Origin of the sequence: Bradyrhizobium sp. AZCC 1678, from assembly GCF_036924765.1 — a bacterium.
GTDB classification, from domain to species: Bacteria; Pseudomonadota; Alphaproteobacteria; order Rhizobiales; family Xanthobacteraceae; genus Bradyrhizobium; species Bradyrhizobium algeriense.
In genome coordinates this window covers 1,912,972-1,932,067 of record NZ_JAZHSE010000001.1, presented here as the reverse complement: position 1 = coordinate 1,932,067, position 19,096 = coordinate 1,912,972, and the positions used below count along the sequence as shown (strand labels likewise).

18 protein-coding genes and 1 pseudogene are annotated in these 19,096 nt (G+C 62.7%); 10 read left to right on the top strand and 9 right to left on the bottom strand.

Annotated features, from left to right (window positions below; genetic code table 11):
• Positions 1-15: 15 nt before the first annotated feature.
• From V1294_RS09220 to V1294_RS09195, 6 genes are read right to left on the bottom strand one after another with little or no spacing between them, the layout of a single operon-like run.
• Positions 16-777 carry an SDR family NAD(P)-dependent oxidoreductase gene (locus V1294_RS09220; RefSeq protein ID WP_334496512.1) on the bottom strand — a complete coding sequence of 254 codons (762 nt, stop codon included), beginning with the start codon at positions 775-777 and terminating at the stop codon, positions 16-18.
• 11 nt (positions 778-788) lie between these two features.
• Positions 789-1,757 (bottom strand): Bug family tripartite tricarboxylate transporter substrate binding protein, encoded by a 969-nt coding sequence (locus V1294_RS09215; RefSeq protein ID WP_334477297.1) that lies wholly within the window; start codon positions 1,755-1,757, stop codon positions 789-791.
• A gap of 42 nt (positions 1,758-1,799) precedes the next feature.
• Complete coding sequence (locus tag V1294_RS09210; protein WP_334496509.1) at positions 1,800-2,879, bottom strand: alpha/beta hydrolase; 1,080 nt, start codon at positions 2,877-2,879, stop codon at positions 1,800-1,802.
• Between the two features lie 58 nt (positions 2,880-2,937).
• The gene (locus V1294_RS09205; RefSeq protein ID WP_334496507.1) at positions 2,938-3,909 is read right to left on the bottom strand and encodes a DUF6282 family protein; all 972 of its coding nucleotides are present in this window, start codon (positions 3,907-3,909) and stop codon (positions 2,938-2,940) included.
• A gap of 28 nt (positions 3,910-3,937) precedes the next feature.
• A complete protein-coding gene (locus V1294_RS09200; RefSeq protein WP_334496505.1) occupies positions 3,938-4,870 on the bottom strand; it encodes a hypothetical protein in 933 nt (310 codons plus the stop codon).
• The gene (locus V1294_RS09195; RefSeq protein ID WP_334496503.1) at positions 4,854-5,672 is read right to left on the bottom strand and encodes an HpcH/HpaI aldolase family protein; all 819 of its coding nucleotides are present in this window, start codon (positions 5,670-5,672) and stop codon (positions 4,854-4,856) included. The genes V1294_RS09200 and V1294_RS09195 overlap by 17 nt, the downstream gene beginning before the upstream one ends.
• A gap of 135 nt (positions 5,673-5,807) precedes the next feature.
• Between V1294_RS09195 and V1294_RS09190 the strand changes: the two genes are divergently transcribed.
• The 4 genes from V1294_RS09190 to V1294_RS09175 all read left to right on the top strand — a co-directional run bounded on the left by V1294_RS09190 (position 5,808) and on the right by V1294_RS09175 (position 9,651).
• Positions 5,808-6,587 (top strand): DNA-binding transcriptional regulator, encoded by a 780-nt coding sequence (locus V1294_RS09190; protein ID WP_334496501.1) that lies wholly within the window; start codon positions 5,808-5,810, stop codon positions 6,585-6,587.
• A 205-nt stretch (positions 6,588-6,792) separates the two neighbouring features.
• The gene (locus tag V1294_RS09185; RefSeq protein WP_108520340.1) at positions 6,793-7,338 is read left to right on the top strand and encodes a TRAP transporter small permease; all 546 of its coding nucleotides are present in this window, start codon (positions 6,793-6,795) and stop codon (positions 7,336-7,338) included.
• Between the two features lies 1 nt (position 7,339).
• Entirely contained in the window at positions 7,340-8,647 is a 1,308-nt protein-coding gene (locus V1294_RS09180) for a TRAP transporter large permease (RefSeq protein ID WP_334496500.1), read from the top strand.
• 41 nt (positions 8,648-8,688) lie between these two features.
• Entirely contained in the window at positions 8,689-9,651 is a 963-nt protein-coding gene (locus tag V1294_RS09175) for a TRAP transporter substrate-binding protein (protein ID WP_334489499.1), read from the top strand.
• A 54-nt stretch (positions 9,652-9,705) separates the two neighbouring features.
• On the opposite strand, the gene V1294_RS09170 is transcribed toward V1294_RS09175, so the two are convergent.
• Together V1294_RS09170 and V1294_RS09165 are read right to left on the bottom strand one after the other, a co-directional pair.
• The gene (locus V1294_RS09170) at positions 9,706-10,650 is read right to left on the bottom strand and encodes a CobW family GTP-binding protein (protein ID WP_334496499.1); all 945 of its coding nucleotides are present in this window, start codon (positions 10,648-10,650) and stop codon (positions 9,706-9,708) included.
• 2 nt (positions 10,651-10,652) lie between these two features.
• Positions 10,653-12,143 (bottom strand): amidohydrolase family protein, encoded by a 1,491-nt coding sequence (locus V1294_RS09165; protein WP_334496498.1) that lies wholly within the window; start codon positions 12,141-12,143, stop codon positions 10,653-10,655.
• 800 nt (positions 12,144-12,943) lie between these two features.
• Here V1294_RS09165 and V1294_RS09160 point away from each other — a divergent pair.
• The 3 genes and pseudogenes from V1294_RS09160 to V1294_RS09150 all read left to right on the top strand — a co-directional run bounded on the left by V1294_RS09160 (position 12,944) and on the right by V1294_RS09150 (position 15,078).
• A pseudogene (locus V1294_RS09160) lies at positions 12,944-13,853 on the top strand (PaaI family thioesterase).
• 299 nt (positions 13,854-14,152) lie between these two features.
• Positions 14,153-14,815: a hypothetical protein gene (locus tag V1294_RS09155; protein WP_334496497.1), complete on the top strand. Its 663-nt coding sequence runs from the start codon at positions 14,153-14,155 to the stop codon at positions 14,813-14,815.
• Positions 14,812-15,078: an HGGxSTG domain-containing protein gene (locus V1294_RS09150; RefSeq protein WP_334496496.1), complete on the top strand. Its 267-nt coding sequence runs from the start codon at positions 14,812-14,814 to the stop codon at positions 15,076-15,078. Before V1294_RS09155 ends, V1294_RS09150 begins: the two co-directional genes overlap by 4 nt.
• Before the next feature lie 26 nt (positions 15,079-15,104).
• Here V1294_RS09150 and V1294_RS09145 read toward each other — a convergent pair whose 3' ends face one another.
• The gene (locus tag V1294_RS09145) at positions 15,105-15,641 is read right to left on the bottom strand and encodes an addiction module antidote protein (protein WP_334496494.1); all 537 of its coding nucleotides are present in this window, start codon (positions 15,639-15,641) and stop codon (positions 15,105-15,107) included.
• A gap of 353 nt (positions 15,642-15,994) precedes the next feature.
• Here V1294_RS09145 and V1294_RS09140 point away from each other — a divergent pair, with 353 nt between their 5' ends.
• From V1294_RS09140 to V1294_RS09130, 3 genes are all read left to right on the top strand, one after another.
• Positions 15,995-17,173 carry a hypothetical protein gene (locus V1294_RS09140; RefSeq protein ID WP_334496492.1) on the top strand — a complete coding sequence of 393 codons (1,179 nt, stop codon included), beginning with the start codon at positions 15,995-15,997 and terminating at the stop codon, positions 17,171-17,173.
• Between the two features lie 131 nt (positions 17,174-17,304).
• Positions 17,305-17,532 (top strand): integrase core domain-containing protein, encoded by a 228-nt coding sequence (locus V1294_RS09135; RefSeq protein ID WP_442895327.1) that lies wholly within the window; start codon positions 17,305-17,307, stop codon positions 17,530-17,532.
• 136 nt (positions 17,533-17,668) lie between these two features.
• Positions 17,669-18,985 (top strand): carboxymuconolactone decarboxylase family protein, encoded by a 1,317-nt coding sequence (locus tag V1294_RS09130; protein ID WP_334496491.1) that lies wholly within the window; start codon positions 17,669-17,671, stop codon positions 18,983-18,985.
• The last annotated feature ends 111 nt before the right edge of the window (positions 18,986-19,096 follow it).

Below are 19,096 nucleotides of genomic sequence, written 5' to 3'. Positions count from 1 at the left end.
ATTGGTGTTTCCGCTCTAAAGGTGCCTACCCTCGTCCACCGGCACCACAATTCCCGTCGAGCTGGTCAGGTTGACGATGCAGGCTACCGTCGCCCTTGCGACATCATCGGGCGTGGTGACGTGGGCCAGCGGCAATTTTTCCGCAATCTTCTGCAACTGTTCGCGGCTCCGGCCGGCGACAAAATCCGTATCCACACCGGCCGGCGAAACCGAGAACACGCGGATCTTCGGCGCGAGTACTTTCGCGAGCGCGATCGTGAGCGCGTCGACGCCCGCTTTTGCCGCCAGATAGGCCAGGCTGCTGCCCAAACCCGTGCGCGCCGCAATCGACGAGATGTTCACGATGGCCGCTCCGCTGCCGCGTTCCAGCAGCGGACGAAAGGCGCGAACCATGGCGAATGGCCCGCGCAGATTGAGCGAAACAGTCCGGTCGAAGATATCGTCCGTCAGTCCGTCAAGATCGGCGGCGGGCACAGGGGTGGTGGCGCCTCCGCAATTGACCAGCACATCGAGCCGCCCGTACTGCTTGTCCACGACCGCCGCGGCCTCGGAGATGGAAGCCGGATCGTCGATCGCGATGCGCATCGCGAGATGCCCGCGGCCTTGCAAGCCCCCGACCACCTCTTCGGCCTGCCCGCGGCGGCTGTTGTAGCCGACCACGACAGCCGACCCCATGGCGGCAAGCCGCGCCGCCGTCGCCTTGCCGATGCCACTGTTGCCGCCCGTGACGAGCGCAACTTTCGGAATCGACAGCGCAGGAATTTCAATAGCAGTCATCTATGGCGGCCTCACATCGTGATCTTTGCAGCCTCGATCACGGGACGCCATTTGGTGCGCTCGCCGTCGATGAATGCCTTGAGGTCGTCGGGAGAGCCCCCGACGCCTTGCAGCGAGTTTTGTTCGAGGATGGTCTTGCCCTTGTCGCTCCTGAGGAAGCCGTTCACCGCATTGTTCACCTTGCCCACGATGTCCTGCGGCGTTCCGGTGGGAGCTACGATCGCGTACCACGCCGTCGCCTCGAATCCCCTGAATCCCGCTTCCTGCACCGTCGGCACATCGGGCAGTTGCGCGACGCGCTGGCTCGTCGTCACGGCCAGCGCGCGGACCTTGCCGCTAGCCACCAGCGGCAGATAGGTCGGCATGAAATCCATGGCGACGTTGACTTGTCCGCCCAGCAGATCCGTGATCAGCGGCGCCGAGCCGCGATAAGGCACATGTGTCATCTCCACGCCGGCGAACTGCTGGATCAGCGCCGAGGTAATGTGCCCGAGCGTGCCGTTGCCGGGATGGCCGACATTGACCTTGCCCGGGTTCTGCTTGGCATAGGCTATCAGGTCGGGAAGCGTCTTCGCCGGAAAGTCTGATGTCGCCGCGATAATCAACGGAGACTTGGCGACGAGCACGACCGGCATGAAATCGCGCTCGGAATCGTAAGCCAGGCCCTTGTACATGAACTTGTTGAGCGCGATCGGCGCCGGAGTCCCGAACAGCCACGTATGGCCGTCGGCAGCCGCTTTGGCGACCGCCGTCCCGCCGAGATTGCCGCCCGCACCCGCACGGTTTTCGACGATGAACTGCTTGCCGAAATCTTCGCTCAGCGCGTGCGCGACGGCGCGCGCCAGCGTGTCGACGGCGGCGCCGGCCGGGAACGGCACCACCATGGTAACCGGACGGTTCGGCCACTCCTGCGCGACGGCGTGGTGACATGGCGCAATGGCTAATGCGAGGCCGACGAGGCCGAAAGAGAGCAGGCGCATGTTTCCTCCGAATTGCGTACGGGCTCGCGTTGGCACCAGCGCTTATTCTGCAGCAAACTTGTCCAGGCCCTTGCGGCCCAACCATTTGGATAATTCGTCCGCAACGGCTTCGTTATTGAGATCGGCAAAGGCGATGTGCGTGTTGCCACGCAGGCCCGCGTCGGGCAGCAGCGAAACCTCGCAATCTCCGCCGTGACGATTGACGATATCGCAGAAGGTCTTCGCCACCTCGACTGAGGTTTTCCAGATGGGTCGCGTGTCGGTGTAGTCGCCGAACACCATCTGGATCGGAAACTTCGTCAGCTTCATGAACTCGGCCAGCGGCACGGCATTGGGACCATATGGCGCATCCGGCTTGGGCGCGGGCCCCTCGCCCTCCGGGAAGACGAAGCCCGGGGTTTCGTAGGCAACGATGCCCTTCATGTTGTCGCTTTTTGCCTTCAGTGCCGACAACAACGCGCGCCAGCCGCCCGCGGAATTGGTGACGGCAATGACGTGGCCGATCTTGTCGATGGCCTGGCCGCCGGCCTCCGCCTGCAGCAATGCATTCTCGAGTGTATCGAACTCGTCGTAACGGGCGCGCGTCGCCTGATTCCAGGCTTCCTTGTCGGCGGTCGGAAACTGCAGGCCCGGATGCCAGTTGAGGTGGGTCAGGCCGAAACGCCAGGCGGCAAAGTTGCGTTGATCGAAATAATCAGGCGTGTAGGTGATCGGCTCGCAGCTCCAGTTCGCGCGACCGACGCGCGGACCGTCCCACAGGTAAACCGGATATCCCCTGCGCAGGAAAATGCTCTTGTAGCCTTCACCGCCGTCCCAGCGATTTTCCCACACCTTCGTGCTGGAACTGTGCCACATGATCAGGCCGACGCTGCGCCTCTTCGCGGGGATGAAATACTCGACGTAGCCGTGGTCGCAGGAGAGCGTCTGGCTGGGATCACCGGGCTTGGCGACGACCTTGCCGCCCACTTCATACGCGCCGGTCGATTCCAGGATGATCGGCGGCTTCGGTGGTTTGCGCCCCTCTTCGGCGACGGTCGCGTTGCTTAGTCCAGCGAACAGCAATGCCGCAGCAAACGGCTGCAACTGCTTCCAGCCTTTCAAACGGCGTCCACCGCAACTCATGATCTGCCTCCTCCCCAAATGGTGCGCGCCGCTTCTCGCGGTCTTTGCGCTTGTCTTGCTATGCGGCGTTCTGCGCGGCCGACTGGCTCATCGGAAGATTCAGGAACCGTGCGGCGTTGTCGCTGACGAGCTTCCTGATGGCGGTGCTCGGCATTTGCAGATCAAGCAGGATCTGCGTGATGCTGCGAAAGCCATCCACCGGACGCTGCGACCCCTGCAGCCCGAGGTCGGACGACAGGATCGTATTGTCGACACCGGCCACTTCGATCAGGTGCGCGAGATCATCCGGGCTGTATTTTAAGGATTTACCCTCGATGAACATGCAGATCGAATGTTCCATCTTGACGCCGCGCGCGACCAACTGGCGGATATCGGTGTCGTTGCAGCCGACAATATAGGTCGGGTGGTTGACCATCATCTTCTTGACGCCGCGCCGCGCCGCCTCGTCGAACAGGATATGCAACTCGCTGGCCGGCAGATGACCGCCAGCCAGGATGATGTCCGCCTCGGCAATGAGGTCGATGACCTTCTTTGTGTCATCCGTGAGCTTGCCGTTCGCATCGAGCGCGGAAAGCGGGATCGGATCAAGCATCTTCTGCGCGGTCTTTGGAAAGGTCGAGTTTCCGGCCGCCATGGCGTTGATATGGTTCGCCGCCGAGAGCGTCGGCATCCAGACGATCTTGGCGCCCAGCTTGATGGCATGGTCGACGGCGTGAGGGTTGATGCCGCCCGACGCATTGTTCAGCACAATGCCTGAAAACAGCTTCACATTGGTTTCGGGAAACAACTTCTCCAAGAGGATCGCATGCGCCATGCCGGCGTAGAAGTGATCCTTGTAGAGCACGGCACGGAATTTCGCGGCCGCCGCATCGAGCAGTTCCTCATGATGATCGAGAATGCGTGGCATGGCCGCCGGACCGCTATGGCAGTGCAGATCGATCGCACCGACCAGAAGCTCGGCGACCTCAGCCGCCCGCGACAGCGTCGGCAACGGCACGGTGGTTGGATAGGACACTTGCTTGTCGGCCATGGTGGGGGCCCTTTCGATTGAAAACGTATCAGGCAGCGGATTTGCCGGCGGGGCCTTGCACGGGCATCGGATAATCGTCCTCGTTCAGCACCCAGCCCGGCTTGGCCGAAAAATCCATGCGCGGCGGGCAGAAGATGTCGACGAGAACATTGAGCTTGGGATCGACGGCCTGCGAGGTGTGAATGGAGGGCGGCGGAATCACGGCGATCGAAGGCGATCCGCAGCTCTCGTGATCGTCGTCGCGCCACTGGGCCATGTCGGTCGTCCATGGCCAGCGCAGGTGATGAATGAAGGTGCCGGCCAGCGCCAGCGAGCATTGCTCGAAATCGTCATGGTGGTGCGGCGACATCTTGCTCGGATCGCGCGGGCCTTTTCTCGGCTCGAGGAAGTTCACCATGAAGGTCGAACAGCGGAAGATCCGCCCGAACCGGCCCGGCGTTGCCGCGACGTCGAGGCTGTAGGTACGGATTTTAGGACCCCCCGTCGCCTCCGGCCACGGCTCGAACGGCGGCAGATTGGGATGCGGCGTCGCGTAGGACGCGGCGTTGGAGCACAGCATTGCGAGATCTTCCGATCGCGTCGTCACCATGCGCACCACCTTGGCAGCGCCTAGCAGCGTGACGGAGCTTGCGCCCGCCGGCACGAAACTGATGGAGTGACCGCCGACGACCTTACGCTCGTTGCCCCACACGATCTCGGCGCCCGCACCTGGATCAGGAAGCAGCACGACATATTCGTCGGGCTGGTTGGTCCGGCTCAGCAAGGCGCCCTTGTCGGCGTCGCTATAGGCGATGATGAAATTCTGGCCGCGGGCGTACCAGGTACGCGCGCCGTTTTGATTCTCAGTTGGCGGCGTTTCGTAGAATTTCGCATATTCCGCGCCCGCAAAGTGGGTGGCGGCGGGTTTGGTGCCGACCGGAGCAGCGGCGAGCGCCGCGCGGGGATCAGAGCTGTGATACATGTGAGCCATCCGTGGTTTGAACGAGGGTTTTGAAATCGGTCAGCGTTTGCGCCGCGGCCCGGCGCATCTGGCCCTGATCCGACGAGATGATGAAGGCGCTGGCGCCGAGGCCGGCGAAATCCTTGGCTTGCGCCGCGCTCGCCACCATCACGCAAACCGGCTTGGCGGCTTTCTTTGCCGCCGCGATGATCCTGATAACCGCATCCTTCACGGACGCGTCGGCCGACGACTTGGCGCCAAGCGCAACGGTGAGATCGCCACGGCCGATGAAGAGCCCGTGGATTCCGTCGACGGCAGCGATGGCGTCGATGTGATCGAGCGCTTCAGGATCCTCTATCATCGCGATCGCGCAGACCGATGCATCCTGTTCATCGACAAGGGACCACATCGGGGTGCCGCCATATGCGCCGGCGCGGGCCGAGCCGGAATAGCCGCGCCGTCCGCCGCGGTATCGCGCGGCGGCCGCAACCGCGCGCGCCTTCTCGACCGTCGCAACGTGGGGCACCAGCACGCCAGTTGCGCCGCAGTCGAGGCACGACAGGATCTTGGCCGGATCGTCCGACGACACCCGCACGATGCCGGCGAGGTTGCTGGCGCGCGCGGCGAGCAGCATGATATCGGTCATCGCGCGGTCGATCGGCGCGTGTTCCTCGTCGATCACGACGAAATCGTAGCCGAGCGCGCCAAAAATCTCGGTAGCATGCGTGGTCGGCGTCTTGATGAACGTGCCGACGACGGTCTGCCGCGCGGAAAAGCGGTGGCGGAATGACGAAAAATGCGGCCTGACGACGTCTCCGGACACGGCTGTTCCTCCCCGCCATCTGCTCGGGGCCGTCCTCAGAAGACGGATTCCGACGTGGCTTGGCGAAAACCATTGCAGCGCGGGCGGCGGTGGGCCATAGCTAATTCAATGCGTTCCACCAGGTGGAATTTCAAAATGCCGCTCAAATCCGACATCGTCGAAGCCGCCTCCCGCACGCTCCTGCTGCTGGAGGAACTCAATCGCCACCGCGTCACCTCGATCGACCGCCTGCACAAGGCGACCGGGTTGCCGAAGTCGACGGTGGTGCGGTTGATGAAGTCGCTATGCGCGATGGGCTATGCCGCCAACGACCGGCGGCAGGGCGGTTACGCGGTAGCTTCCCGGGTAAAATCGCTGAGCAACGGCTTTCACGGCGATCCGCTGGTGGTCGAGGCCGCGCGCGCATGGGCGCTCGCCTTCACGCGACAATATCACTGGCCAATCGCCATCGCCGTCCTCGACAGGAGTTCTGTCGTGGTCCGCTTCAGCACCATTCCCGACAGCCCGGTCTCGCCGTTTCACGGCACCCTCAACATGCACCTCAGCCTGCTCGGGCGGGCGCTGGGGCGCGCCTACCTGGCATTCTGCCCCATGAGCGAGCGGTCAATGCTGCTCGACATGCTCACACGCTCGCAGGAGAGCGAAGACAAACTCGCCACGGAGCGAAAGCGGGCGTTGTCCTTGCTGGCCGCTATCCGCAAGCAAGGTTTCGCCGAACGCGACCCGATGGTGGAGCCGCGCTCGTCCGGCACGATCGCACTTCCCATCATCGTCAACCAGCGCGTGCTCGCCACCGTCGGCATGACCTATTTCACCTCGGCGCTCGACCGCGCGGACGTCGTCCAGCGCTACGTGCCTCTTGTGAAGGCGCTGGCCGACAACATCGCCGCAAGTGTTTCGTCGCTGCAGCAATAGAGGCTGCGCTTGACCGTATCCGTCGTGAGTCGGCCTTGACGGCCCGGAGCAATTCCGAAACCCTGTCGCGTCTTCCGGGGACTGATTTCGGTGTCCGCTTTCGCCCACGGCCAGGATCGATAGACTCTTTCCGGAAGCGGACGGTTACCGGAAGTGGCACCACTATTGCTTGCGGGCAATAGGCGTGCGAGGAGAAGGACACAGTATGATCCGCGTGTTTCTTGATCGAATCTACCTTTTCTCCGGCTATCTCGCCGGACTTTTCCTGATTGCGATTTTTGTGCTGATGCTGCTGTTGTCGGGCGGCCGGCCGCTCGGCGTCAATATTCCGGCGGGCGATGATTTCATCTCCTGGTGCATGGCGGCGACGGCCTTCCTCGGGCTCGCGCATACCTTCAAGCACGGCGAGATGATCCGCGTCGGCCTCTTGATCGATCGCCTCAACGACAACGTCCGCCACTATGTCGAGATCGCAGCGCTCCTCGTCGGCGTCGGCTTCATCGGCTTTTTCGCGTGGCATGCTGCGATCATGACCTGGCAATCCCTTAAATTTTCCGACATTTCGCAAGGCGTCATCGCGGTGCCGCTGTGGATTCCGCAGCTCGGCTACAGTGGCGGGCTGGTGATACTCTTCATCGCTTTCGTGGATGAGCTGGTCCATGTCCTGCGCGGCTTCGCGCCGCGCTACGAATTGCCGAAGCCGACGAGTGCCGAGGAGATCGTCGAACGCGCCATGCAGAGTGGGGTCTGACATGGAGCTTCTCTCCATCGCCGCTATCCTGCTCGGATTTCTTGCGCTGCTGCTCGGTGCCGGCGTCTGGATCGGCGTCGCCTTGATGGCGACTGGATGGGCCGGCATGCAGTTCGCCGGCGGCGCCATTCCGGCGGGCAGCGTGCTTGCGACAACGGTGTGGGGCAATAGCGCGTCGTGGTCGCTCGCGGCCTTGCCACTCTTCATCTGGATGGGCGAAATTCTGTTCCGCACGCGGTTGTCGGAGGAAATGTTTCGTGGATTTGCGCCCTGGCTGAACTGGCTGCCGGGCCGGCTCATGCACGTCAATGTGCTCGCCTGCGGTGTATTCGGTTCGGTATCGGGATCATCGGCCGCGACCTGCGCCACGGTTGCCAAGATTGCGCTACCGGAATTGAAGAAGCGCGGCTATGACGAAAACCTGAGCCTCGGCTCTCTCGCCGGTGCGGGCACGCTCGGCATTCTCATCCCGCCGTCGATCACCATGGTGGTCTACGCCGTGCAGGCGAACGTCTCCATCATTCAGGTTTTCCTCGCCGGATTTCTGCCGGGCCTGTTGGTAATGATGCTCTATTCCGGCTACATCGCGATCTGGTCGCTCGCCAATCCGACGCGCACGCCGCCGGCCGATCCGCCGATGAGCCTTCGCAGGCGCATCGCAGAATCGCTCAATCTTATTCCTTGTCTGCTGCTGATCGTTTTCGTTTTTCTGTCATTGCTGATGGGCTGGGCGACGGCAACGGAATGCGCGGCCTGGGGCGTGCTGGGCTCGCTCGCCATCGCATGGTGGCAAGGCGCGCTGAGCTGGGAATCGTTCTGGGCGAGCGTCATGGGCGCGACGCGGGTCAATTGCATGATCCTCTTGATCCTCGCGGGCGCCTCCTACATGGGCACGTCGATGGCCTATACCGGCATCCCATTGGCGCTCGCAAACTGGGTGAACAGCCTCCAGCTCAGTCCCTATGCACTGATCGCGGCGCTGACCGTCATGTACATCGTGCTCGGCACGGCACTCGACGGCATTTCCATGATCGTGCTGACCACCGCCATCGTTATTCCGATGGTGAAGCAGGCCGGCTTCGACCTGGTCTGGTTCGGCATTTTCCTGGTGCTGGTGGTGGAAATGGCGGAAGTCTCTCCGCCCGTCGGTTTCAATCTGTTCGTCCTGCAGACCATGAGCGGCAAGGATTCCAACACGGTCGCCAAGGCCGCCCTGCCGTTCTTCTTTTTGCTCGTTCTGGCGGTTGCCATCATCACGGTCTTTCCTGCTATCGTGATGCTGCTGCCGCGGATAGCATTCCCTGGCTAGAGAAAGGTATTGTCATGTTCAGGCTAATTAAGACGTGCGCTATGGCCGCCTGCGTGGCGGCGCTTGCCGCTCCCGCACTTGTCGTTCCAGCAGCGGCGCAGACCAAATGGAATCTCCCGGCCGCCTATCCGGCGGACAATCCGCATTCGGTGAACCTGATCGCGTTCGCCAAGGACGTCGGTGACGCCACCGGCGGCAAGCTGCAGATCACCGTGCATGCCGCCGCCTCGCTGTTCAAGGCGCCGGAAATCAAGCGTGCGGTCGCCACCGGACAGGCGCAGGCCGGCGAGGTTCTGATCTCGCTGCATGAGAACGAAGATCCGATGTTCGGCATCGATGTCATCCCGTTCCTGTCGACGAGTTACCCGGCAGCCAAGAAGCTGTGGCTCGCGTCGAAACCTGCAATCGAAAAGAAGCTCGCATCGCAAGGCTTGATGCTCCTCTTCGCGGTGCCGTGGGGTCCGCAGGGCATTTATGCCAAGAAGGACCTTGCCACCGTTGAGGATATGAAAGGCTTGAAGTGGCGCGCCTATAATGTCGGCACCTCGCGCATCGCCGAGCTTGTCGGCGCGCAGCCTGTCACCATCCAGGCGGCAGAACTGCCGCAAGCATTGGCTACCGGCGTTGTGAACGCGTTCATGACGTCAGGCTCGACCGGCTACGACAGCAAGGCGTGGGAAACCATGACGCATTTCTATGATACGCAGGCCTGGATTCCGAAGAACGTCACCTTCGTGAACAAGGCGGCTTTTGACGCGCTCGACAAGCCGACCCAGGACGCGATCCTCAAGGCGGCGGCGGTCGCCGAAGAACGCGGCTGGAAACTCGCGGAAGAAAAGGCGAAGTGGTATCTCGAACAGCTTCAGGCCAACAAGATGAAGGTGCTGCCGCCGCCTCCGGCGCTGAAGACGGGTCTTGAGAAGATCGGGGAGCAGTTGACGGCCGATTGGCTCAAGAAGGCCGGCCCCGACGGTGAAGCCGTGATCGCCGCCTACAAGAAGTAAGACGATCGTTATTGCGCTCCAGTCGCGTCCGGCATTCGATTGCCGGACACGACTTCAGCCGGCTTCGATGCACGCTTCCATGACCCTGTCGATCTCGGCGGTCGAGAGAACACCAATCTCGGCAATGAATACCATCCGCGCACGCGCTACCCCGGCCGGCAGTGCCCCGGCCGGCAGCGCCCCGCCCGGTGCCAACGTCGCGCGCCCGCCGGCGAGCTGAAATACCGTCAGCCGCCCCGGCTGCTCCACGGTCTCGAACAACCCCTTCGCCCGGGCGAGCTTCGGCGCCAGCCGGCCGATCGCCTGCTGCAGCCGCGGGAGCGACACCAGATGTTCCGATGTCCAGCTCAGCGTCTCGAACCGGTCAGCCGTCGGCCGTCGCGGCCCCATCTCGCGCGGCGCGGGCACGCGGTCCAAATCCGCGGGGAACAGCAGCGCTGCGGGGACTTCGCCATGCAGGGCATCGACCACCACCGCCGCCGGACGCAGTGCCCGGACGACATCGCGCAGCTTTGCGCGACCCGCCGCGTCCACCAGGTCCACCTTGCTCAGCGCCACCACGTCGGCTGCCCGCAGCTGAGAGCGCAGCAACGCGTCGTTCAACGCTTCTTCCGTTGTCGTCGCGTCCACCACACATAGCACCGTTTCCAGCGGCGCCTCCCGCCAGATCATCGGATCCATCAGGTTGCGCACGATATCCGAGGGATCGGCGATCCCGCTGGTTTCGATCACGATGAACTCCGGCCGCGGATCACGCCGCAGCAGGGCGGCGAGCGTGCGCAAGAGATCGCCTTCCAGCGAGCAACAGATGCAGCCATTGCTCAGGCTGACCACCCCATCGCTGGCGCCCGCGATCAGCTCCGCATCGATGTTAACAGCGCCGAAATCGTTGACCACGGCGGCGATCCGCCGCCCCTCGGCGTGCGCCAGCAGGTGGTTCACGACCGTGGTCTTGCCTGCCCCGAGGAAACCGGTGACCAGCAGGATCGGGACCGGCACAATCAACTCTCGGCAACGGGCCGGCGCACCGGCCGGCCGGGCCTCGCCGCCACATCCAGCACGCCATCGCTGATTAGCGGCTCGCCGCTGACCACCAGATGCCGGACGCCCTCTGACGGACGGTTCATCGCCGAGAAAGTCGCCCGGTCCGACAGCGCCTCGAAATCGAACACGACAATGTCGGCATCCGCGCCTGGCTGCAGCCTTCCCTTGGTACGCATCGCGGGCGTGCTGTGGGAAAGGATCTCCGCCGGGATCAGCGCGCATTTGCGGACGCCTTCCAGCAGCGACAGCGTCTTGCGCTCACGCACCCACTCGCGGATGAAACGGGTGAAGCAACCCGCCGAGCGCGGATGCGAGGTGGCGTCGTCAGGCAGCGGCCAGGCGTCGCCGGTGTAAGCGCTGCCGTCCGACAGCGTCCAGGGCATCGCGTCGGACGCGATCGCGCCGCCGGGATAGAGCACCGATATGTCCAGGAGGTCACGATGGTGCGGATTGTTCTCGGTATCCAGGATATGCCACAATACCAGCGTGGAGGGCTCCTCCGCCTGCGCTGCCAGCAGCTCCTTGCGGTCGCGGAAGCGCCGCCCGTCGGTCACCCGCTGCACCGAATCGTAGCCTAGTCCATTGCGCGCCTCGAAATCCGGATCGCTGAAGAAGGCCGCCGCCAGCACCGTCGAACCGGTGCCGTACGGATAGGCCTCCACCGTGATCGGCAGGCCCTGCGCCTGCGCCTTGGCCACCAGCACGGCGCAACGCTCCACGTCCGTCTTGCTGGAAGAGTTGAAGTGGCAGATGTGCATGTGCGCGCCGGTGGCGCCGGCATAGCCGATCAGGCGGATATAGGCCTCGGCGGCGCTTTCCGGGTCGATGCGGGACATGTAGGCGACGTGGGTGAAGGTCGCGACATCATGCGCCGCCGCGAGCTGGCACACCGCGGTCAGCTCCTGCACGCCGGCGCCCGGGGCATAGGCGTTGAGGATGCCGATGCCGATGCCGCCCTCGTTCAATCCGATTGCAAGGCGGTCGAGGATGCCGGCCACCTCCGTGTCGCTGGCCACGTTGTCGATCCAGCGGCGATCGCGCATGGCATTGCCGAACGCCTCCAGCGAGCTTTCCGCGTTGGAGCCGGTCATTGCGCCGATGCGCGCAAAAGCCCAGTTGGCGGCGGCGCCGTAGTTCAGCACGCGCCCATGCGCGGCCTGGCGCCGATACCAGGATGCGACCGGCAATACGCCCGCCTCGAGGTCCAGCGTCGTCGTCACCCCGTCGAACGCCTGCATGCGGTCGGCCGGGATCGACTGGCCGTGCGCGTGCAGGTCGATGAAGCCGGGAGCCACCACCAGCCCGGTCGCGTCGATCACCCGTTCGGCGCCGCCGAGCCCGGTGCCGACAGCGGAGACCTGGCCATCCACCACCGCCACATCGCCAATGGCGTCCAGCCCGCTCGCCGGATCCACCACCCGGCCGCCACTGATCACCAAACCACCCATATCGCCACTCTCCCACGCAAAAACTTTAGGCTCCGGCAAGGCCGGCAGCCACTCCGCAGACACCTAGGGCCGGCTACGTGCAGGCCGTCTTTCCAATAGAGGCAGATTTTCGGGTCGACGACCACCTCCACCGATGCCGACGCATCATGCGTATCGCTCCACATCTTTGGCACTCATCGCGACGGTAGCCTCTTCAGAGGGGACGGGACGATTTTGGGTAAGCGGCCAACAGCGGGAACCAGCTGTAACTCCGTTACCACATTCGCGAGTTCAGTGTTGTTGTGCTCGCGGCGCTACAGACTCTGCGCAAACCATCAGCAAGTGTGCACGACGGGGGCCACCAAAGCGGCGCGGTGGTTGCGGGCTCGTCGAGGGCTACGTGGTTTGACCTCTACGAGTCCGCACGCTCCGTTCTTCGAGCGCACACGCTACGATCTATAGATTCTTGGAGAGAGCGGAGGGATTGAAATGCGCAAACGTCCCGCTACGGCTACTTCAGCTGATTTCAACTTCGTCAAAGCGTATTTCGAGCTGAAGAAATTACGAGAAGACATTGAGTCCATCGAAAGATCATCGAGGCCGGCCTCAAGTCAAGCGACGGTAGCGGGTCGCGATACATCCAGGGGTGATGATTGCATTCAAGACGTTTTGCGGTCTTAGCGCACCCAACCTGCAATCAAAATTTTCGAAGGTCGGGTTAAACAGAGGCAGATCTTCGAACCGGCAACCACCTCCCGCGATGCCGGCACCTCATGCATATTGCTGCACAATTCATCTCGGCGGCATGCTAAACCGGCAGCATGTCTGAAATCTCGACAGATGAGGGGCAGCCGCTGCCGTTCGACAAACTGGCGAAGGCGATCGCGGAACGCCGGTCTCTCTATGGCCGCGCCAGCGGACTTCGCATCGCATCGCGCCGAGCGCGGCGAGGCCTGGTCCAGCCTGCCCTACCAATCCGTCTTCGCCGGCGACACGGAAACCGGCGTGATCCACGGAGGCGTGGTCACCGCCATGCTCGACGAGAGTTGCGGCATGGCGGTGCAGCTGGCGCTCGACGGCAACCGCGCGATCGCGACGCTTGATCTGCGCATCGATTACCAGAGGCCGGCCAAGCCCGGTCTCGACATCAAAGCGCATTCGATCTGCTACCACGTCACGCATTCCATCGCCTTCGTGCGCTCGACCGCCTATCAGGAGACCGAGCAGGATCCTGTCGCGACCGCCGCCGCGTGCTTCATGATCGGCGCCAACCGCACGAACATGCTGCAGGACTGGGAAGCGTATGAGGCGCCGGTCCTCGACGCGCCCGAAGACAACTCAGGCCCATTCGCCAAAAGCCCGTTTGCCCGCTGCCTCGGCATCGGCCTCGCTGAAGACGGCGTACTGCACATGCCTTTCTCGCCGAAGATCATCGGCAATCCGGTGCTGCCCGCCATCCACGGCGGCATCACCGGCGCCTTCCTGGAAACGACTGCGATTGTCGGTGTGGCGCGCGAACTCGGCATTGCAACGCCGCCAAAGCCGATCGGTTTGACCATCAACTATTTGCGTTCGGGACGTGCCCTCGACAGCTTTGCGAATGTCGCGATCGTCAAGCAAGGCCTGCGTATCGTAGCCTTCCAGGCGCAGGCCTGGCAGGAGGATGCAGCGAAGCCGATCGCTACCGCGTTCGGGCATTTCAAGCTGAGGCAGTCCGGGGAGAAGGAATAGGAAGCTGCGCTTCCGACATGCACACTCCCAAAATATCGAAAACAACCTCATGCAAAGTAGCAGCCGGCCGCCGTCATTCGAAGAAGCAACTTGACACGTCGGGCAAATCAGCGGCATTCCTTCATCATCCCGCAACCTCTGAAATCCCCGTCGCCCCGCAATAGCGGGCTGGTCGGTGCGATTGCGGCTCAAATCTTCACCCACAATTGAAATTGCTCTCGCTACGCCGCGGCGAACGATCGCCTGCGCGTGGCCGAACCGCGCGCTCGGCCCGCGCGCATTCCTCAAGGAATCTCGACATGAACACCGCACCGGACCTCACTGTGCCAGCGACGATCGCCGCAACTGACCAGACCAAAGCTGCCGCAGCCCCGCGAATAAAGCTTCAGTCGCACGGCTTCGCCATCGACCATCCCGATCAGGAGCTCGGCGAACGGCTGATGGCTGACACCCTGGGGGTTGCCGATCGCGAAGCGATGCATGGCATTATCAGGCAATTGGTAAAGGCCAGCGTGAGCGGCGAGAGTCCTGACGAGGTCAACCTCTCCTTCATGATTTCGATGGTGAAGAGCATCAAGCCCCGGGATTCCATCGAAGCCATGCTGGTGGCGCAGATGGTTTCCGTTCACGTGATGGCGATGCGATGTGCCCATCACCTTGCGAATGCGGACGACCTCGCCCAGCACGACAGCGCCGCGCGCGCCTTGGGCAGGCTCGCCCGCACGTTTCCCGCACAGATCGAGGCGCTCAACCGCTACCGCAGCCATGGCGAGCCTGCGATCACCGTGCAGAACGTGTCGGTCGGGGACGGCGGCAAGGCCATCGTCGGCAACGTCACGCAGCATGCGCGCGTGATCGTGTCGGACAAGAACCCGGCATCCGCGGCGCGGAAGGCACCGAAGGCCGCGGGCTCCAGGCGAAAGCGCGATTCCGCTGATGCCAAGCGGGAAGCACAGGCATGAGCGATTACATCAGAAATACCGGCCCGATGCTGGCGAGCCCGCGTTGCGGCGCCAAAACCCGTTTCGGCGGCGCGTGCCGCTCGCCGGCGGTGCACGACAAAAAGCGCTGCCGCATGCATGGCGGAGCACAGGGGTCCGGCGCGCCAAGAGCAAACCAGAACGCGCGCAAGCACGGCCTGTTCACCAGGGATGCGATCGCCGAGCGAAGGCAGATTCGGGCTTTGTTGGGTGAAACGCGGAAGCTGCTGGGGGAGATGAAGTGAGTGCGTTTCGCAGCCTCGCTGGCCACCTACGCCGCTTTCAACTTGCGGGCCTTCTTCGCTCGCACTGGCAACCTGCTTTCGATTGAAAACCCGACATTCAGCGCCCGCATGATGGTGGCAATCGTTTCGAAACGCGGCTTGGCACCCGGTGCCAGCGTCTTGTAGAGGCTTTCGCGGCCGAGACCGGACGCCTTCGCGACCTCCGCCATGCCGCGCGCCTTGGCCACGTCACCAAGCGCCTTGAGCAATACGCCGGGGTTTTCGTCGCGGGCGGCGAGCGAAAGATATTCCGCAATCGCTTCCTCACTATCGAGATAGTCAGCGACCTCGAATGGCGCGTAAGTGACCTTTGCCTTGACGTTTTCCTTGATGTTTCCCTTGGCGTTTTCCTTGGCTTTGGCCTTCTTCATCGCCCGCTCTCCTTCAATTCCCTCGCCATGCGCTTTGCCCCGGCGATATTTCCGGCGCTGGCTGGACTTGTCGCCACCGCAAAGCAGCACATAGACGGCGGCACCATGACGCACGAGATAGACACGGAATCCCGGACCATGGTGGATACGCATTTCCGAGACGCCTTCGCCCACCGGTTCGCAATCCCCGAGATTGCCAGGGAGGCTTGCGACAACCGGTGCAGTATCCGCGCCTTGGCCTTCTGATCTTTCAAGCTATTCAGCCAATCGAAGACGGATGACCGAATGAGCGTGCTCATGGCCAAATGTATCTAACTGGATACAGTTTGTCACGAAGAAGCCGCGTAGGGACCGCTTTCTCGCCCCCTCGTCGGCGCGATGCGCAGGATTGTCGCCCATGTGGCGCCGGCACCGGGCCGCCACTATGACCCCACGATTTCGCCATACGCATCGTGTTGTTCGCCCGCACGACCCTTCCCGTCAGGCTAGCCTTCGGAAACATGGACATGGGCGGTGATTTCATTGGCCGCTGGCGTGCGGGTGGCGGCAGGAGAACGGCACGGCGAGCGAAAGCCGGACAGTACAGCGCGAAGGTGCTTGCTTGCGGCTCATGGCTGCTCTCGTGTGTCATCGTCGCTGGCATGGCGACGCAAACGGCATTGGCGGAAACAGCCGCGCCGGCCGCGACACGCGTCGCTGATAACGAAAAAGAGCAGGGAGGCCCTGGCGTCGCGCAAGCATCCCGCACGCAGAAGTCGGAACCCGAAACAGTTCTGCGGCAGAATGAGGTGCAGAAGCCAGCGCCGGAAGCTGCCGTTCAAATGCCGGAGGCACGGAAATCGAGCCCCGAGGCCAAGGATTTACCTGTACCACAGCTCGTCTTGCCGGGCGATCTGGCGAAGAAGATTGGCCAGAAGATCTGGCTGAATGAAACAGGCGGAAAAACTGATGCGATCACGGCATGGAGTGCGAACGAGGAATTCGCTTCCCTGGGCATCGGTCATTTCATCTGGTTTCCTGTTGGCAAATGGCTGCCTTTCGAGGAGAGCTTTCCGGCCCTGCTCGAATTCATGCGCAAGAAGAACGTGCGTTTGCCCGCCTGGCTGGACCAGACGCAAATTCCGGCCAACCCGTGGACAAGCCGGGCTGAGTTCAGGAGGAACGCCAACTCACCGCAGATGAAAGAGTTGAGGCAGTTTCTGCTCGACACCGTGGCGGAGCAGACGCAATTCATGGTGACGCGGGCGCAAGGTGCGATGGAGAAGATCCTCAAGACGACGCCCGACGGCACGGAGCGCGAACATATCGTCATCCAGTTCACGCGCGTCATTCGTGCCTCCGAGGATTTTTATCCGCTGATCGACTACATCAACTTCAAGGGCGAGGGCACCAACCCGAACGAAGCCGCCATGAACCGGGAGACCGGGCGACGGCAGGGCTGGGGTCTCAAGCAGGTGCTGCTCAAGATGAACGGCGTGACCGGCGATCCGAAGGCCGTGCGCGCCGAATTCGCCGATGCGGCGCAGTTCGTCCTGCAGCAGAGGGTTCGCAACCTTCCATCCAACCGTGTCTTCGAGGTCGGCTGGCTGCGCCGCGTCGCGACCTACCGCCGCCCGATCGCGGATCCGGAATCGAGCCCCACACGGGCTCTGAGGAAATCGTTGCGAGTGACGGCGGCTCAATAGCTTTCCTATGAAGGGGACAGTTGCCGTTTTTGCGTATGCGTGAGGCTGCTTGTCCCGCGACGTTCGTCAGGCAATCGCGGGCTGCGCCTCGCTGACGTCAGCCTTTGGCCCTCTTCGCCATCACAATCAGCATGAGCAGGCCGGGCAACCCGTTCGACAACGCCAAGGCTGAGAGCTTCATGAAGACGCTCAAGGCCGAAAAGGTGAACGGCAAGGCGTTCTCCGACATCAGGGACGCTCGCCGTCGGATTGATAGCTTCATCGCGGACGTCTACAACAAGGAACGCCTGCACTCGGCGCTCGGCTATCAATCACCCCTTGAGTTCGAAGCCGCGTTCGCGCAAAACAAGGCACGATAACCCGTCGTGGCAACCGCACTGTCACCGAGATTATCGTGTCTCACTTGAGGGGGTGCAGTCCAGCACTGTCGCCGTAATCGGTAATCGGTCGTCTATGACCTATCAGGCAGCGCCGTCGCATTGGGCCGGGCCGCCAATGGCGATCTTCTGGTCGGGACATTGGGCAGCGGCAATATCTATCGCGTTGCATGGCCGAAGTCATGAAACGCCCGAAACCTCTTCAGGGAGCATCCAACAGACCATGACTCAAGAAGCGAACGGCGAGCGTTTCGAACGCGGCATGGAGGTTCTCCAGCAGATCGGCGGCGAGGGTTTTGACTTGCCGATCAAACGCCTTGCAGAGGCGTCGCCGGACTTGGCGCGTTTTACGATCGAATACCCTTATGGCGATATTCTCTCCCGTCCGGGACTGGATTTGCCGCTGCGGCAGATTTGCACCGTCTCTTGTTTGATGGCGTTGGGCAGCGTCCAGCCGCAGCTCAAGTTTCATATGACGGGCTTCCTCAACGCCGGGGGGAGACCGCAGGATTTGGTGGAGTTGCTGTTCGTATCCGTGGCGATCCTCGGCTTCCCCTCCGCCATCGACTCGATCTTCCTGGCGCGCGAGATATTCCAGGAGCGACACATCGCCTTCGAGGCCCCGCCACCGGCAAGCGACGACGGAACGCAGCGATACCGGCGCGGCCTCGAAGCCCTCTTGGCGGTCAACGGCGAAGGCCATCTGCTGCCTCTCGAGGCGGTCTCGCCGGACCTCGCACGCTGGTCGATTGAATTCGCCGTCGGCGAGGCCTTGTCGCGCGAAGGGCTGGAACCGAAGGCCAAGCACCTCGCCGTCATCTCGATGCTGGCGGCGATCGGCAACCGCGACGAAGCTCTCGATTTCCATCTCAAAGCCGCCCTCAAGCAGGGCCTGTCGCCCATAGAGATTGCCGAGGCGCTGATGCAGCTCAGCGTCTATGCCGGATTTCCCGCCGCACACAACGCTTTCGGTCTCGCCCAACGGGCCTTTTCGGCAGACCGTGGCGCTACAGCGATCACGGCGCCATCTGCGGCGGCGCAGTTGTCCGAGAGCCGGGAGCTGCGCCGGGAGCGCGGGCTCGCGACACTTGCACAGACCTCCGGAGCATCCGGTGAAGCGGTCATCCGCAGCTTCGACGACATTGCACCGGATATCGGTCGGATGATCGTCGAGCACTCGTATGGCGACGTTTTCTCAAGACCAGGCCTCGATCCCAAGACCCGCGAGCTGACGGCCTGCGCGGCCCTGGCTGCGGTCGCGACCAAGACGGCGGAAGTCCCGCTGCGTGTCCACATCAATGCGGCACTCAATGCGGGCGCGAGCCGTAAGGAGGTGCTCGAAATCCTTCTCAACCTCGTTCCCTATAGCGGCTATCCCGTCGTGCAACGGGCGGTGCAAATTGCCGGCGAGGAATTCGCCAAGCGTCCCGAATGAAGAGCTTGGGGGATTACGGTGGCAGTGCACTCAACTGAGGGTGAGAGTTTGTGCACTGTCACTGTAATGGGTTCTGAATAGTACGTTGATACATTGAATTTAAACATCGCA

Excerpts from the sequence above, each read along its gene's own strand:
- V1294_RS09220 (WP_334496512.1), bottom strand. The coding sequence starts at position 777 with ATGACTGCTATTGAAATTCCTGCGCTGTCGATTCCGAAAGTTGCGCTC.
- V1294_RS09215 (WP_334477297.1), bottom strand. The coding sequence starts at position 1,757 with ATGCGCCTGCTCTCTTTCGGCCTCGTCGGCCTCGCATTAGCCATTGCG.
- V1294_RS09210 (WP_334496509.1), bottom strand. The coding sequence starts at position 2,879 with ATGAGTTGCGGTGGACGCCGTTTGAAAGGCTGGAAGCAGTTGCAGCCG.
- V1294_RS09205 (WP_334496507.1), bottom strand. The coding sequence starts at position 3,909 with ATGGCCGACAAGCAAGTGTCCTATCCAACCACCGTGCCGTTGCCGACG.
- V1294_RS09200 (WP_334496505.1), bottom strand. The coding sequence starts at position 4,870 with ATGTATCACAGCTCTGATCCCCGCGCGGCGCTCGCCGCTGCTCCGGTC.
- V1294_RS09190 (WP_334496501.1), top strand. The coding sequence starts at position 5,808 with ATGCCGCTCAAATCCGACATCGTCGAAGCCGCCTCCCGCACGCTCCTG.
- V1294_RS09185 (WP_108520340.1), top strand. The coding sequence starts at position 6,793 with ATGATCCGCGTGTTTCTTGATCGAATCTACCTTTTCTCCGGCTATCTC.
- V1294_RS09180 (WP_334496500.1), top strand. The coding sequence starts at position 7,340 with ATGGAGCTTCTCTCCATCGCCGCTATCCTGCTCGGATTTCTTGCGCTG.
- V1294_RS09175 (WP_334489499.1), top strand. The coding sequence starts at position 8,689 with ATGGCCGCCTGCGTGGCGGCGCTTGCCGCTCCCGCACTTGTCGTTCCA.
- V1294_RS09165 (WP_334496498.1), bottom strand. The coding sequence starts at position 12,143 with ATGGGTGGTTTGGTGATCAGTGGCGGCCGGGTGGTGGATCCGGCGAGC.
- V1294_RS09155 (WP_334496497.1), top strand. The coding sequence starts at position 14,153 with ATGAACACCGCACCGGACCTCACTGTGCCAGCGACGATCGCCGCAACT.
- V1294_RS09150 (WP_334496496.1), top strand. The coding sequence starts at position 14,812 with ATGAGCGATTACATCAGAAATACCGGCCCGATGCTGGCGAGCCCGCGT.
- V1294_RS09145 (WP_334496494.1), bottom strand. The coding sequence starts at position 15,641 with ATGCGTATCCACCATGGTCCGGGATTCCGTGTCTATCTCGTGCGTCAT.
- V1294_RS09140 (WP_334496492.1), top strand. The coding sequence starts at position 15,995 with ATGGGCGGTGATTTCATTGGCCGCTGGCGTGCGGGTGGCGGCAGGAGA.
- V1294_RS09135 (WP_442895327.1), top strand. The coding sequence starts at position 17,305 with ATGAGCAGGCCGGGCAACCCGTTCGACAACGCCAAGGCTGAGAGCTTC.
- V1294_RS09130 (WP_334496491.1), top strand. The coding sequence starts at position 17,669 with ATGGCGATCTTCTGGTCGGGACATTGGGCAGCGGCAATATCTATCGCG.